15 protein-coding genes are annotated in these 15,945 nt (G+C 36.7%); 11 read left to right on the forward strand and 4 right to left on the reverse strand.

Features of this window, described 5'->3' with window-relative positions:
* Together ACYQ1N_RS03910 and ACYQ1N_RS03915 are read left to right on the forward strand one after the other, a co-directional pair.
* Window positions 1-610, forward strand: a 610-nt coding sequence (locus ACYQ1N_RS03910; RefSeq protein WP_459832990.1) for a threonine/serine exporter family protein, incomplete at its 5' end; no start/stop codon positions are given.
* Window positions 610-1,074 (forward strand): threonine/serine exporter family protein, encoded by a 465-nt coding sequence (locus ACYQ1N_RS03915; RefSeq protein WP_459832993.1) that lies wholly within the window; start codon window positions 610-612, stop codon window positions 1,072-1,074. The genes ACYQ1N_RS03910 and ACYQ1N_RS03915, both read left to right, overlap by 1 nt.
* A 231-nt stretch (window positions 1,075-1,305) precedes the next feature.
* On the opposite strand, the gene ACYQ1N_RS03920 is transcribed toward ACYQ1N_RS03915, so the two are convergent.
* Complete coding sequence (locus tag ACYQ1N_RS03920; protein WP_459832995.1) at window positions 1,306-1,635, reverse strand: branched-chain amino acid transporter permease; 330 nt, start codon at window positions 1,633-1,635, stop codon at window positions 1,306-1,308.
* Window positions 1,625-2,404 carry an AzlC family ABC transporter permease gene (locus ACYQ1N_RS03925; protein ID WP_459832998.1) on the reverse strand — a complete coding sequence of 260 codons (780 nt, stop codon included), beginning with the start codon at window positions 2,402-2,404 and terminating at the stop codon, window positions 1,625-1,627. The genes ACYQ1N_RS03920 and ACYQ1N_RS03925 overlap by 11 nt, the downstream gene beginning before the upstream one ends.
* Before the next feature lie 108 nt (window positions 2,405-2,512).
* Between ACYQ1N_RS03925 and ACYQ1N_RS03930 the strand changes: the two genes are divergently transcribed.
* Window positions 2,513-2,782 carry a glutaredoxin-related protein gene (locus ACYQ1N_RS03930; protein ID WP_459833000.1) on the forward strand — a complete coding sequence of 90 codons (270 nt, stop codon included), beginning with the start codon at window positions 2,513-2,515 and terminating at the stop codon, window positions 2,780-2,782.
* Window positions 2,783-3,038: 256 nt separating this feature from the next.
* Here the strand turns inward: ACYQ1N_RS03930 and ACYQ1N_RS03935 are convergent, their stop codons facing one another.
* On the reverse strand, window positions 3,039-3,578 hold the full coding sequence (locus ACYQ1N_RS03935) for an ECF transporter S component (RefSeq protein ID WP_459833003.1): 540 nt from the start codon (window positions 3,576-3,578) through the stop codon (window positions 3,039-3,041).
* A 194-nt stretch (window positions 3,579-3,772) separates the two neighbouring features.
* On the opposite strand from ACYQ1N_RS03935, the gene uvrB reads away from it, so the two are divergent.
* Together uvrB and ACYQ1N_RS03945 are read left to right on the forward strand one after the other, a co-directional pair.
* On the forward strand, window positions 3,773-5,824 hold the full coding sequence (gene uvrB, locus ACYQ1N_RS03940; protein ID WP_459833005.1) for an excinuclease ABC subunit UvrB: 2,052 nt from the start codon (window positions 3,773-3,775) through the stop codon (window positions 5,822-5,824).
* 177 nt (window positions 5,825-6,001) lie between these two features.
* Window positions 6,002-6,304, forward strand: a complete 303-nt coding sequence (locus ACYQ1N_RS03945) for a Dabb family protein (RefSeq protein ID WP_459833007.1) — start codon at window positions 6,002-6,004, stop codon at window positions 6,302-6,304.
* 104 nt (window positions 6,305-6,408) lie between these two features.
* On the opposite strand, the gene ACYQ1N_RS03950 is transcribed toward ACYQ1N_RS03945, so the two are convergent.
* Window positions 6,409-7,578 carry an NAD(P)-dependent malic enzyme gene (locus tag ACYQ1N_RS03950; RefSeq protein WP_459833009.1) on the reverse strand — a complete coding sequence of 390 codons (1,170 nt, stop codon included), beginning with the start codon at window positions 7,576-7,578 and terminating at the stop codon, window positions 6,409-6,411.
* A gap of 80 nt (window positions 7,579-7,658) precedes the next feature.
* Between ACYQ1N_RS03950 and ACYQ1N_RS03955 the strand changes: the two genes are divergently transcribed.
* The 6 genes from ACYQ1N_RS03955 to ACYQ1N_RS03980 all read left to right on the forward strand — a co-directional run bounded on the left by ACYQ1N_RS03955 (window position 7,659) and on the right by ACYQ1N_RS03980 (window position 15,943).
* Window positions 7,659-9,593, forward strand: coding sequence for an ATP-dependent helicase (locus ACYQ1N_RS03955; RefSeq protein ID WP_459833011.1), 1,935 nt, complete (start codon window positions 7,659-7,661; stop codon window positions 9,591-9,593).
* A gap of 203 nt (window positions 9,594-9,796) precedes the next feature.
* Window positions 9,797-10,270, forward strand: a complete 474-nt coding sequence (locus ACYQ1N_RS03960; RefSeq protein WP_459833013.1) for an Lrp/AsnC family transcriptional regulator — start codon at window positions 9,797-9,799, stop codon at window positions 10,268-10,270.
* A 175-nt stretch (window positions 10,271-10,445) separates the two neighbouring features.
* Entirely contained in the window at window positions 10,446-12,086 is a 1,641-nt protein-coding gene (locus ACYQ1N_RS03965; RefSeq protein WP_459833015.1) for a 2-isopropylmalate synthase, read from the forward strand.
* Entirely contained in the window at window positions 12,083-12,862 is a 780-nt protein-coding gene (locus ACYQ1N_RS03970) for an HAD family hydrolase (RefSeq protein WP_459833017.1), read from the forward strand. The genes ACYQ1N_RS03965 and ACYQ1N_RS03970 overlap by 4 nt, the downstream gene beginning before the upstream one ends.
* Window positions 12,863-12,866: 4 nt before the next feature.
* Window positions 12,867-13,868 carry a peptidylprolyl isomerase gene (locus ACYQ1N_RS03975; protein WP_459833019.1) on the forward strand — a complete coding sequence of 334 codons (1,002 nt, stop codon included), beginning with the start codon at window positions 12,867-12,869 and terminating at the stop codon, window positions 13,866-13,868.
* Window positions 13,869-14,026: 158 nt separating this feature from the next.
* Complete coding sequence (locus ACYQ1N_RS03980) at window positions 14,027-15,943, forward strand: DNA gyrase/topoisomerase IV subunit B (RefSeq protein WP_459833021.1); 1,917 nt, start codon at window positions 14,027-14,029, stop codon at window positions 15,941-15,943.
* The last annotated feature ends 2 nt before the right edge of the window (window positions 15,944-15,945 follow it).

Consider the following 15,945-nt stretch of genomic DNA (forward strand, 5'->3'; position numbering starts at 1 on the left):
TGTAAGCATTAAAGACGAAGACGGCGACTCATTGAGTGAAGTACGGCATGTTCCTTTGGAATCAACACATTTGAAAAAAATAGTAGAAATAAACCAGTTGGTAAGAGATATAGGAAAATTAAAATATAATATAGATGAAGCCAGAAAAAAACTTGAAGAATGCGAGGCCGTTCCTGAAACTTCGTTACTTACCGGACTGTTATTCTGTGCAATAGGAATAGGGGCGTTTACTTATATATTCGGCGGAACCTTAACAGACGTATTGTTTGGATCCCTGATAGGAGTGGTAGAGCAGTTGTGTGTTGCCACACTTTCCCGTTTTAATGTTAATAAGTTTCTAACCGTAACATTCGGCAGCATGACTGTGGCGCTTTTATCGACTCTTTTGGTTCAGATCGGAGTACTTACGGGAAGCAACATGGTGGTAATAGGCGGAATAATGCCGCTGCTTCCCGGAGTTGCCTTTACGACATCAATAAGAGAGTTGTATAACAAAAATTATATGTCAGGAATAATAAAACTTGCGGATACGCTTATTACAACCATGTGTATCGCGCTCGGAATCTATATTCCGATTGTTATGACGCACTACTTGGGAGGAATACTTTAATGGATATCATCATACATTTTACGGTATCCGCCGTTGCAACATTTGCATTCGCTAAATTGTTTAATGCTCCGGTAAAGGAATTGTTATATTGCGGAATTACCGGCGGAATTGCATGGATAATATTTTTTATACTCTCAAACAATAATTTAGGTGTGGTTTTGCCGATGCTTATTTCATCCTTCGGACTGACAATATTTGCAAGAATTATTGCCGCAATCAGAAGGGTTCCGGTAACGGTCTATCTCGTATGCGGCATATTTCCGCTTGTTCCCGGTAGGGGAGTATATTATACAATATATTATCTTATTACGAGAGAGAGCGGACTTGCCGGAGAATACGGTCTAAGGACGCTTGAAGTTGCAATAGCCATCACATTCGGGATAATATTCGGTTCGTCAATACCTCAAAAATTCTTTAACAGATTTAACAAAGAATACCGTAATAAAAAAGAACTTACAAAATAAAACTTAAAGAATAGAAACCCCGTTTTTTCGAAGCACGTACTTAATAATTTAGGTCGGTTCGAAAAGGACGGGGTTTTATATTAAATATTAAAACAAAGAGTGTATAACTCATTATGAGTCATACACTCTTTTAATTTATACTTAATTATCCTTAAAATACGGTCTTACATTTTTAATAGCGTTAATGCCGTAAACAATTTATTTATTATATGCCGGGCTATGCCTTGTAAATCATTTAAATATAAACTGTATTAACAGCATATAGCTTATTGTTCCTCCGGCAATTGATATAAGCATGTTTCTTTTCCACAAATGCAAAACGATTATTATTCCGATTGCAATGGCTTCCGGTATGCCGTGACTGCCCGACAAAACATTTGTATTTCTCAGAGCATATACAACAAGAAGACCGAATATGGAACCGGGAATTACTTTCCCGAGATACTGAATATATTTTGGGGTTGTCTTACCCGACGGAAATATTATAAACGGCAAAAACCTTGTTATAACAGTTCCTAGAACAACCATCCCTATTGTAATTATCTGTTGTTCAAGTGTCATGATTATCCTGTTTTTCCTTTATTATTTCATATGATTTATTTTCTTTTTTATTATTAATATCGTATTCATTGTCTGCACAATATTTCTTTCTTAAAAATGTCAAAAGAATGACTATGGCAGCCATGGAAGGAATTATAAATTTATCGGGTCCCAGCAATATAAGAAAGATAACAGACGCCGCAAGTCCTATAATAGCATTGATATGTTTTTTCTCACTTAACCACTGTTCAAGGAAAATGACAACAAACATTGCCGTCATTACAAAATCTATTCCCTCCAGATTAAACGTTATAAAAGAACCGAGTATTCCTCCGAGTGTGGAACCGACTATCCAATATATCTGATTAAGGAGGTTTACAAAGAACATAAACCAGCCTCTGTCAACATGATGCGGAATATCTGCAGTATAATTAATGGAAAAACTCTCATCACACATACCGAATATTAAATATCCCTTTTTCCATCCTGTGCCTCTGTATTTATCGAGCATGGATAATCCGTAAAATATATGTCTTGCATTAATTATCAGAGAAGTAGTAAACGCCTGTAAGGGATTAAATGCCGTAAGAAGTAAATTGACGGTTACAAATTCCATGGAACCGGCATAAATAAAAGCACTCATAAACATGGGATAAAGAAATGAAAAACCCGATGCACTCATATATATGCCGTAAGATATTCCCAGAAATATAAAGCCTGCAAGAGTGGGTATGGTGTGAGGAAATGCCGCAGCAAGTGCCGTCTTAACCGTGTTTGACTTTCTATTCATAAAATTTCCTTCACATATCGATAAATTTATTTATAAACTTATAATTTGCAATGAAATGAATTCTAACATAATATTATTTAATAGTAAATTTAAAAGGAGATAAGGAAAATGGTGAAAATATACGGTGTGGACGGATGTCCTTTTTGCGAATATATTAAGCCTCAGGTAGAAGGCAGAGAAGATGAGTACAGATATATAAATGTCGGTGAAAACATAAGGTCTTTTAAGGAATTTATGGCATTAAGAGATAACCGTCCGGAATTTGACGATGATAAAGCAAGAGGGAAGGCGGGTGTGCCGGCATTTCTTCTTGAAGACGGAACAATTACATTTAATCCGTATGATGTAGGGCTTGAAAGACTCGGCGGAAGACCTTGATGATCCGGACCATAAATCGCTTTATGAAAATGATATGGAACAGATGACAGCGTATTCCGTATCAATATTAAAAATGAAATTTATAAAAAACTCATGAATATGGGAATATAAAAACAACCGCCTCGGAATAATCGATTGATATGTAACCGTAATCCCGGACACATATCAATACCCCGAAGCGGTTGTTTTTATGGTTCAGTATGTATTCGTAAATATTCAAATGAAAAATTACAACTGAAAACAGTGTGAAAATAAATTACTCGGAATATTTTAATATCTTTTTTAACAGCGGCGCAACAGGTATTGCGATGGCTGCCGCAACGGAAACCTGTATAATGTTTCCCGGTATTGATCCTATCGGAGCAACCCAGTTACCGTAAATAATTCCTTCTGCAAGATAATATCCGCCGACTTTTATTACAATGGCAATAATCACGGAGATGATTGAGTTTATCACGTAATTTTTTATAGGTTTTTTCTCGGCAAATAATCCTACGACCATTCCCATAAGACCTACAATGACAAATGTGAACGGCGACCATAAAACCCATCCGCTCGTAAGATCGAATAAAGCCATTCCGAAGGCTCCCGCGACAGCTCCGGCTTTCCAACCGAAGACTAAGGCGGCAATGAGCATCGGAAAATTTCCCAGATGAATAAGTCCTCCGCTTCCGACAAACGGCAATCTGATATTTATAAGCCATGTAGAAATATATGTAAGTGCAATAAATATTGCATAAACGGCGATTATTTTCGTTTTACTGTTTAATTTTTGGGCATTTGAACCTTGTTTCACTGTTATATTTCTCCTTTGCCGTAATTATCAATAGAAAAACAACAACCGCCAATATACTTTAATCTTCATATTGAACAGTCGTTGTGTATAATATTCTTATGATTTTATATACAATACTATAAAACAATGATAAATTAAAGTAAAACATATGTTTTACTTTAATTTATCATTTAGAAATACATAAGGAGTAAGTTATGTTTAATGAAGAAGAAGCATTTGTATCGCCTGATGCGGACGTGTTCGGAGACAGAGAACATAAACCGTTCAAGCTTCATTCCGATTTTGCTCCCACCGGCGATCAGCCACAGGCAATTGCAGAGCTGGTGGAAGGATTCAAAGAGGGAAACCAATTCGAAACGCTGTTAGGTGTTACCGGCTCCGGAAAAACATTTACAATGGCAAATGTTATAGAGAAGCTGGGAAAACCCACATTGGTAATAGCTCATAATAAGACTTTAGCGGCTCAGCTGTATGGGGAACTTAAACAGTTTTTTCCCGAGAATGCAGTTGAATATTTTGTATCATATTATGATTATTATCAGCCGGAAGCATATGTACCGTCTTCGGATACTTATATTGCAAAGGATTCTGCAATAAATGATGAAATAGATAAGTTAAGACATTCGGCGACAGCATCCCTTTCGGAACGAACCGATGTAATTATAGTAGCATCCGTTTCGTGCATTTACGGTCTCGGAGCGCCTATTGACTACAAAAACATGACTGTTTCACTCAGACCCGGCGATATAAGAGACAGAGATGATATAATCAGAAAACTTATAGATATCCAATATAACCGTAACGAACAGGATTTTCACCGCGGAACATTTCGTGTAAGAGGAGATGTCCTTGAAGTATTTCCCGCATCATCATCCGACGACGCCGTAAGAATAGAATTCTTCGGTGATGAAATAGACAGAATATCGGTTTTTGATTCTCTTACGGGAGAAGTTAAAGGTGTTCTGACTCATACGGTTATTTTCCCTAATTCTCATTTCGTTGTCGATAACAATAAACAGGAAAAAGCCATAGAGGCGATAAAGAAAGAATTAAAGGAAAGGGTGCAATATTTTAAATCCGAAGATAAGCTGCTTGAAGCCCAAAGAATAGAGGAGAGAACCAACTTCGACATAGAAATGCTTGAGGAAACGGGATTCTGTTCCGGCATAGAAAATTATTCAAGACATTTGGCGGGACGAACGGCAGGTGAAGCTCCGTATACTCTCATTGACTATTTCCCGAAAGATTTTCTTATAATTGTGGATGAATCACATATTACAATTCCTCAAATAGGCGGAATGTATGCGGGAGACCGTTCAAGAAAAAATACTCTCGTGGATTACGGATTCAGATTGCCGAGCGCTCTTGACAACAGACCTTTAAGTTTTGAGGAATTTGAAAGCAAAATTTCGCAAATGCTGTTTGTTTCCGCAACGCCTGCAAAGTATGAAAAAGAACATGAAATACTCAGAGCAGAGCAGGTTATCAGACCTACGGGTCTTCTCGATCCTAAGATAGACGTAAGACCTGTTAAAGGTCAGATTGACGATCTTATTTCAGAGATTAATAAAGAAGTCGCAAAGAAGGGCAAGATACTGATAACCACCTTAACAAAGAAAATGGCGGAAGATTTGACACTTTATCTGAAAGAAGTCGGTATAAGGGTTAATTATCTTCACGCCGACATAGATACTCTTGAAAGACAAAAAATAATAAGAGATATGAGACTTGACGCTTTTGATGTTCTTATAGGCATCAACCTGCTGAGAGAGGGACTTGATATTCCGGAAATAAGCCTTGTTGCCATAATCGACGCCGATAAGGAGGGCTTCCTTCGTACGGAAACATCACTTATTCAGACAATAGGCAGAGCCGCAAGAAATGCAGACGGACATGTTATCATGTATGCCGATAAAATAACGGATTCCATGCAAAAAGCCATTGACGAAACGGCCAGAAGAAGAAGTATTCAGGAAAAGTATAATAAAGAGCACGGAATTACTCCTAAAACAATTAAAAAAGCCGTAAGAGACCTTATAAGTATTACAAAAGCCGCCGATGCGGATACGCCTTCCAAAACAATAGAAAAAGATATTGAATCCATGAATATCGGAGAACTCAAAAAACTTAAGAGCAGCATTGAGAAAAACATGCATAAAGCCGCTGCCGAACTTAATTTTGAAGAAGCCGCAAGATTAAGAGACCGAATGATAGAAGTTAATAAATATATATATGAAAATAAGTAATATTTATAAAAATATTTACACGTCACGAAGAAAACTCCGAAAAATATTTAATATGATTATAATTTAAGTATTGTGCTTTTTATTGAATATAATTATAAATTATTACGGCTATTTTGTTATAAAATTAGGTTATGTATATAGTATACTGATTCTATTATTTATATTTGGAGGACTCTCATGGTTAAACATATTGTTATGTGGAAATTAAATGATGATATTCAGTCGATGGATAAAGAACACATACTTGATAATATGAAGACTCATTTGGAAGACCTTAGAAATGATGTTGAAGGATTGTTATCAATCAGTGTAAATATATATCCGCTGGACACTTCTACGGTTGATGTTATGTTAACTTCACTTCTTATAGATGAAGAAGCTCTTAAAAATTATGCAAATCATCCTAAGCATATCGAAGTTGCCGAAAAGTATGTAAAACCTTTCGTATGTTCAAGAAGCTGTATGGATTATACGGTATAACCGGTCAGTCCGTAACGGATTTACACAATAAAACTCCTGCCCGTTAAATTGAGTAATGCTCAATAAACGACAGGAGTTTTATTAAAATATCTTATATGAATTGATTATATTCTTGATACATTTGTTTTTTTTGCGGCATCGGCAACGGCTTTTGATACGGCTTTACCGACTCTTTCGTCAAAAGCTTTCGGTATAATATAATCCGGACTTAATTCATCCTCCGAAACAAGGTCGGCTATTGCTTTGGCAGCCGCCATTTTCATCTCTTCATTTATCTCACTTGCGCGAACATCAAAAGCGCCCCTGAATATTCCCGGAAACGCAAGTACATTGTTTATCTGATTAGGATAATCGCTTCTTCCCGTAGCGATTACCTTAGCGCCGCCTTTCCTTGCCTCATCCGGCATAATCTCCGGAACGGGATTGGCGCATGCAAATATTACGGCGTCTTTATTCATTGTTTTTACCATATCCGCGGTAAGAAGTCCGGGAGCGGATATTCCTATGAAGACATCGGCTTCTTTTATAACATCCGACAGACTTCCCGATTCATTGTTCGGATTAGTTATTTTTGCCATTTCTTTTTTTACGGGATTAAGATTGTCGCGTCCGGCTGCTATGGCACCGTGTCTGTCCGTCATAATTATATTTTTATATCCCGCCGAAAGGAGTAACTTTACTATTGCTATACCGGCGGCTCCGGAACCCGAAGTAACTATTTTTACACTTTTATCTTTTCCCACAACTTTTAAGGCATTTGTTAAACCTGCCAATGTAATAATGGCCGTGCCGTGCTGATCGTCATGAAAAACGGGAATATCACATCTTTCTTTTAATTTTTTTTCTATTTCAAAACAACGGGGAGCAGATATGTCTTCAAGGTTAATTCCGCCGAATGAACCTGATATATTTACAACCGTTTCCACAAATTCATCAACATCCTTTGTCTTTATACATATAGGAAATGCATCCACTCCTCCGAATTCCTTAAAAAGTACACACTTGCCTTCCATTACGGGCATTCCCGCCTCAGGACCTATATCACCGAGACCCAGAACGGCACTTCCGTCCGTAATTACGGCGCAAAGATTCCCTCTTCTTGTAAGATTGTATGATTCATTAACATCATCTTTTATCGCAAGGCACGGAGCGGCAACGCCCGGGGTATATGCAAGGGCAAGATCTGTATCATTTTTAACCTCAACTCTTGAATTTATTTCTATTTTTCCCTGTTTTTCTCTATGTAATCGTAATGCTTCCTTAGCGTAATCCATAATAATCCTCCAAATAAAATAACTGTTCATAATCTTATTACATACAACCGTATAATTCAAATATTTAAAAAGGAGATATCATGCAGTTTTCAGTTGAACAATTAAAGGCAATTCACCATATGAAAGGACCGGCTCTTGTACTTGCGGGACCGGGCAGCGGAAAAACCGCTGTATTGACCGAAAGAACCGTTAATCTGATAAATCAAGGAGCAGACCCTAATGGGATTTTTGTATTGACATTTACGAAAAATTCCGCATATGAAATGGAAAAAAGGTTTATTGATAAATACGATGCATGCGGAGACGTATTCCGTATTCCGTCGTTTTCCACAATTCATGCTTTGGCATGTAAAATAATAGGTAATTCCGAAGAGAAATACGAAATTATTAATGGAACAGAACAGGCGCAGCTGCTTAATTATGTTTCAAATGAGGCGGCAAAGAGAGAACTCGTCACCGTTACGGGCGATAAATTCAACAAAATGATTTTGAATGAAATATCAAATTATAACAATTCTTTTAATGATATGTTGTTCAATGTTAATAATTGCAAAAAAATACAGGATAATACATTCATAAAAGATATTTTCAATGCAGAATTAAATAAAAAAATACTTTCGGACTATAAACCTATAATATTGAATTCATCTCAATTTGTATTTATATATAGCATGTATGATCGAATATTAAAGCAGCGAAAACTTATTACATATGATGATATGATAAAAAATGCGATTAATACATTGTCAGTCGATGATAAAGTATTAAAAAAGTTCAGAGATACGACTCGTTACATACTGGTTGACGAATTTCAGGATACGGATTTAAGCCAGCTTTATATGATTATGCTGCTTTTGGGAGATGAAAAGAATTTATTTGCCGTAGGCGATGAAGATCAGAGTATTTATTCATTCAGAGGCGCTAATCCGGATATTATGCTTATGTTTAAAGATATTTTCCCTGATTCATGTAAATATTATCTCAAAAATAATTACAGATGTGCCAAGAAGATAGTTCAATTATCATCCACCCTCATAAAAAACAATATTAAAAGATTTAATAAGGAGACGATTGCGGTTCGAAAACACAACGGTAATTTCAAAATAATTAAGGCGGAAGACGAAAACAGCGAAGCGGTGCATGTACTTAATTTTATAAAAAACATTATCGATGAGGAGAAAAGCACCGATAAATCCGTATGCGTGCTTGCAAGGACCAATCAGGGTTTAAAGAGAATATCCAACCTGCTTATGGCAGAAAATATTGATTTTTATTTAAAAGACAAAATAGACAATATTTTTGAAAAAGATGTTTTTAAACTTTTGATTATTTTTTTAAAGGGGGCAGCCGATATGTACGATACTGATTCATTTTATATAATATTGTATATCGTAAATATCGGAATAAAGTCCGCATCGGTAAACGGAAATTCGGATGTATATTCCAACATGATAAAATATGCCGCAGGTGACGATTTTCTGATTGACAAAATAAATAAATTAAGAGAACAAATGGAATTTACGGCAACCTTACCGCCTGCGGCGGCAATTATTTTTTTGGAAAATCAATTTAATATCAGTGGTTTTTTAAGCAAAAGAGATGAATATAAAAATGTGAAACCGGAAATAATAAAAGAAAATATTTTATTCTTATGCAGGTTGTCATCCGGTTTTTCAACCGTCAAAGATCTTCTGAAATACGTATCCGGATATAATGAACGTATAAAAGCATCCTATGAGAAATCGTCAAAACCCGAAAACAGCCGTGTGAGAATAACCGTATCCACAATACATTCTTCAAAAGGCCTGGAATATGACTCTGTTTGGATAATGGGAGCAAATGAGGGAAGCATTCCTTCAAGAAAAGCATTGACGCCCGGCGCAACGGAAGAGGAGCGGAGACTGTTCTATGTAGCAATGACACGAGCCGAAAATAATCTTTATATAAGTTTTCATAACAGAGAACGCGGTAAAATCTCTAAACCGTCACGCTTTTTAAAAGACATCAATATTTAAACGCGATTTATACATTTATAAAATTATTCATAAATTATTAATATTCATATATAAAATCAACTTGAAACATTGTTAAATAAAGATTATTATATAGACGATATTATATTATTAATCAATAGTGTGTTCAGATTATAAATCCATAAGTCAGACTTTTTAAGCGGAATCTTATAATCTCTGCTGATTGAACATTACGGAGGCTATGTATGGATCGTATAGATAAGAAACTTGTTACACTTTTGCAGGACAATGCTCGACTACCCCTAAAGAACCTGGCGGAAAAAGTTTTTCTGTCATCACCGGCGGTATCGGCAAGAATCGAAAGGCTTGAAGAAGAGGGTATCATTCTCAAGTATGAAGCAAAAGTTGATTATAAAAAATTAGGATACAACATAACGGCATTTATTAATGTGGAAGTTGCTCCCGTAAGAAAGCAGGATTTCTACGAATTTATTAATAAATGTCCGTCAGTTATTGAATGTAACTGCGTAACAGGTGTGTATTCCATGCTTCTGAAGGTAGTGTTTAAGAGTACTGAGGATCTCGATATATTTATCGGACAGCTCCAGCAATTCGGCAGAACGTCCACACAGATTGTATTTTCCACTCTGGTGGAACCTCGCGGAATTGATGTCAACAGTAACGACACAGTTAATCAATGTACTAAAAAAGAAGAATAATCAAGACCGTATATAGTCCGGTGACCGCATTAAATATTGACAAATATATGTTTATTTAGTTAAACTATTGCCAATATATGTCGTTCGCCGGACTTATATTTTTAATAAATGAGCGAAATTTTAACAGGAGGTAATTGGTATGTTTGATCATAAGCAGTATAGCAGAGGCTATTTTATGCCACCGGTCGAATGCATTGACTGGGTAAAAAAAGAGTATATAGAAAAGGCTCCGATATGGTGTTCTGTTGACCTAAGAGACGGTAATCAGGCTCTTATCGAACCTATGAGTTTGGAAGAAAAGTTGGAGTACTTCAATATGCTTCTCAAAATCGGTTTCAAACATATTGAAGTAGGATTTCCGGCTGCCTCCGAGACAGAATATGAATTCTTACGCACATTAATAGAAAAGAACATGATTCCCGACGATGTAACCGTACAGGTTCTTACACAGGCAAGGGAACATATTATCAAAAAGACATTCGAGGCAATTTCAGGTGCCAAGAACGCCGTTGTTCATGTTTATAATTCGGTATCAAAAAACCAAAGAGAACAAGTATTTAAGAAATCTAAGGAAGATATTAAAAAGATTGCCATGGAAGGCGCTCATATGCTCAAGGAACTTGCAGCCAACGAAAAAGGCAATATTGTGTTTGAATACAGTCCAGAAAGTTTTACGGGTACCGAGCCTGAATACGCTCTTGAAGTAAGTAATGCCGTAATCGACATATGGCAGCCTACGCCTGATAAGAAATGTATTCTTAACTTACCTGCAACGGTTGAAGAGTCTCTTCCTCATGTATACGCACAGCAGGTAGAATATATGCATAAATATATTCATAACAGAGACGGAGTACTTATTTCATTACATCCTCATAACGACAGAGGAACAGGCGTTGCATGCGCAGAACTCGGATTACTTGCCGGAGCCGACAGAATAGAGGGAACTTTATTCGGTAACGGCGAAAGAACCGGTAATACGGATATTATTACGGTTGCAATGAATATGTATTCCCACGGCGTTAATCCTGAACTTGATTTCTCAGATATTACATCCATTGCAGAGAAATACGAGAGACTTACAAGAATGACCGTAAGTCCGAGACAGCCATATTGCGGTCAGCTTGTTTTTGCAGCATTCTCAGGTTCGCATCAGGATGCCATTTCAAAGGGATTACACTACAGAGCTGAAAAAGAACCTGAAAAATGGTCTGTTCCTTATTTACCTATCAACCCGGAAGATGTGGGAAGAACATACGATTCAGATGTAATCAGAATAAACAGCCAGTCCGGAAAGGGCGGCGTTGCATATATTCTTGAACAGAATTACGGACTTGACATTCCTAAGACAATGCGTGAAGACTTGGGATATGCCGTTAAAAATGTATCTGATATCGAACATAAGGAACTTTCTCATCAGGAAGTTAAGGATATATTTGATAAAAGATATATTAAATATAATGATGCATTTGCAATTAACGGAGTACATTTTATTCAGGAAGACGATAAGACGATTACCGCAAGCGTTACATTTGTTGAGAACGGAAATAAAACAATAGAATCCCAAAGAGGAAACGGACGACTCAATGCCGTATGCAACGTTATTAAAGCTCACTTTGGATTAGATTATGATGTAACAACATATGAGGAACATGCCATGACAGTGGGATCCGATTCCACAGCCATAGCATATGTAGGTATTACGGATAATAACGGTAAGTCATATTTCGGAGCCGGCGTGGATCCCGATATTATGAGAGCTTCCATCGATGCATTAGAGTCTGCATTTAACAGAGCAATAACAGACGGCAAAAATTGAAACGTCTGATTGCCAGTGATATTGACGGCACACTGCTAAAAGACGGAAAACAGACATTAGATAACGACTTTTTTGATTTAATAAACACCCTGTACGCTCAGGGTGTCTTATTTGTTGCAGCAAGCGGCAGACAGCTTGCAAGTTTGAAAATGCTGTTTGAACCGGTAGCCGACAATATTGTATTTATTGCCGAAAACGGTGCATATGTTTCCTACAAAAATGAGATAATACATGAAAGCTGCATGAACAAATCATTGGTTCACGGCATTGTCAAATACATTTTATCAAATAAAAAGTATGAACCTATTATCTCTACAAAGGATACCGTGTATTTATCAAAGAACTTTTATGATCATTTCAGAAAAGGTAATGAAAAAATACTGTATACGTCCACAATTACGGATGATTTCTTTGGGATTACGGAAGACGTCCTTAAGATTACGGCATGTTCCTTTGACGGATTTACAAAAGAAGATAAAATGAATATTGATGAGACATGGAGAAAATATGTTAATACAACCATGTCGAGCAGTATTTTTTTTGATTTTATGAATCCGGGAGTCAGTAAGGGCGTTGCATTAAAATCTGTTTTAAAACTTTTCGGACTCAGTTCTTATGATGCGATTGCATTCGGCGATAATTTTAATGACATTTCAATGTTTGAGAGTGTTGATAATTCATTTGTCATGGAAAGTGCAGATGATTTAGTTAAGCAGCACGCTAAGTTTGTTGTTTCTGATGTTCCTGAAACAATCAGAAAGATATACAATCTGTAATAATATGAAAAAAAGAATTATAAAAAGCAAAAAAAACAAATCATTTATTATATTGGGTATAGTTGCTGCCGCAATTACCGTATACGGAATATTTTTTAACGGTCACTTCGTATATTTTACATTCGGAGTTCCGAGCGGAAATGTTATGCGTGCCGATAATGAGAATATTTCTGAAATGGCCGCCAATATATTTCTGTCAGACGAAAAATCGTTATATGAACAGGTAGCCAATGACGATCTTTTTACAAAGAATATCGGTAATACAAGTATTGACGATTATTTAAAATCAAATGTTGAAAGCAGACTCTCCAGAATTGCAACTCTTAATGTCTATGCCGAAAAAGAGGGTATAAGCCTTTCACATTTAAAAAATAACGATATTGCCATAGCCGCCAATGCATATTATCAGGCTCTTACTCCTGAACAGCGTACGGCCATAGGAGCCGATGTCACGAAACTTGAAGAACTGTTCAGACAATATGCAATTGCCGACGAAACCGCGGATATATTATATTCAAAAAGCGATTATGAAGTAAGCGCCGATGAAGCAAGAGTTATTTCCGTTCAATACATCACAGCGGATTCAAAAGAGAAAATTGAAGAAGCAAGCAATAAGCTGTCATCCGGTAAAAATTTCTCCGACGTTGCCTTAGAGTATAACGGTAATTCCGATTATACAGTCGAGATGAAAAGAGGTCAGTTTGATAAAGCTTTTGAAGATGCCGCATACGCCTTATCTTCAGGTCAGACAAGCGGAATTGTTGAATCTAAAGGAAGATATTATATCATTAAATGTTCATCCGATAATGAACAGGCTAAAACCGACGCCAATTTAGTTTTACTCAGAGAACAGCGTAAAAATGAATTCTTTGAAAATCAGTTTTTAAAGTTTGAAAATAATATTTATGTCGAAGTAAATAACGGTATTTGGAATAAAAAATCAGTAAACGGAGCAACTTCGCTTCCGGTAAGATTTGAAAGCTTTTATGAACAGTATTTGAAATAAATTTATTTTAAAAGCGAAATAGCAAATAGACATTTGTTATTTTGCTTTTTTATTGTAAATAAAATATAAAACACGGTTTTAACATCATTTCCGTAAAAAGATTATTTTATAAAGATTTAAAAGTTTAATTAATACAAACAGGGATCAGAGGAGAGTATATGTCAGATAATAATTACAGCGCCGAACAAATTTCCATATTGGAAGGCCTTGAAGCTGTCCGAAAAAGACCCGGAATGTATATAGGAAGTACAGGGATAAGGGGGCTTAATCATTTAATATATGAAATAGTGGATAATGCAGTTGACGAGCATTTAGAAGGTTTTTGTTCAGAAATAACAGTTACTCTTGAATCTGACGGTTCGGTAACCGTTGAGGATAACGGTAGGGGAGTGCCCGTCGAAATGCATCCAACCGCCGGGATACCGGCAGTTGAAGTTGTATTTACCATGCTGCATGCCGGAGGTAAGTTTGAAAATTCCGGTTATAAAATATCGGGAGGTCTGCACGGAGTAGGCGCCGCCGTTGTAAATGCCCTCTCAAAACGACTTGTTGTTACAGTAAAAAGAGACGGCATAATCTACCGACAGATATTTGAAAGGGGTATAACCAAGTCCCCCCTTGAACAAGTAGGTAAATGCTTAAAAAAAGATACCGGTACAAAGGTTTCTTTTTTACCGGATGATGAAATATTTGAAAAAACAGTTTTTAAGGAAGATGCCGTTAAGTCAAGACTGCATGAAACCGCATACCTAAACCCCGATTTAACCATAATTTTTGAAGATAAAAGATTCGGAAGAGATGAGAGAATCATATTTCATGAGCCTAAGGGCATAGAAAGTTATGTCGCTGACATCAATAAGAATAAAGAAGCAGTTTCATCAATAATCCACTTTAAAGACGTTTATGAAGGAATTGAAGTTGAAGTAGCATTTCAATATGTAAATGTTTTCGAGGAGAACATTTTCGGATTTTGCAACAATATTTATACACAAGAGGGCGGAACGCATATTACGGGTTTTAAACAGAAATTTACAACCATTATAAATCAATATGCACGGGAACTCGGAATATTAAAGGATAAGGACGCAAACTTTACCGGTCTTGATGTACGAAACGGAATGACCGCAGTTGTTGCCGTTAAGCATCCTGCTCCCAGGTTTGAAGGTCAGACAAAAACGAAGCTGGACAACCCGGATGCGGGAGTTGCCGTATCAAATATTACGGGAGATGAAATAACCCTCTATTTTGACAAGCATCAGGAAGAACTGAAAGCTGTCATAGAATGTGCCGTTGCATCGGCTAAAATCAGAAAGGCTGAAGAAAAGGCAAAAAATAATGTCTTAAAGAAAACAAAGTATTCATTTGACAGCAACGGTAAACTTGCCAATTGCGAAAGTAAAAATCCGGAAGAATGTGAAGTATTTATAGTAGAGGGAGATTCTGCCGGAGGTTCTGCCAAAACCGCCCGTAACAGAGCTACTCAGGCAATTCTGCCGATTCGCGGCAAAATCCTTAATGTTGAAAAGGCATCCATGGATAAGGTACTGGCCAATACGGAGATTCAATCCATGATTTTAACCTTCGGATGCGGTTTCTCCGAAGGTTACGGAAATGACTTTGACATAACCAAACTAAGATATAATAAAATCATTCTCATGACTGATGCAGACGTTGACGGAGCTCATATAGATACTTTACTTTTAACATTCTTCTACAGATTCATGCCTGAACTGATTACAAACGGTCATATTTATATCGCAACTCCTCCGCTGTACAAGGTTATTCAAAAGAACGGAAAGGGTGAATATCTGTATGATGATAAGGCGCTTGAAGATTACAGAAAAAAACACAGAGGAAAATCATTTACTTTACAAAGATACAAGGGACTCGGAGAAATGGATCCTGAACAATTGTGGGAAACAACCCTTAATCCGGAAACAAGAATATTGAAACAGGTGGAAATAGAGGATATTCGCCTTGCAAATGAAGTTACCGAAATGCTTATGGGCAGCGATGTTCCTCCGAGAAGAAACTTTATCAGAGAACATGCCTCAGAAGCGGAAATCGATGCATAAAC

The organism is Howardella ureilytica (assembly GCF_054657495.1).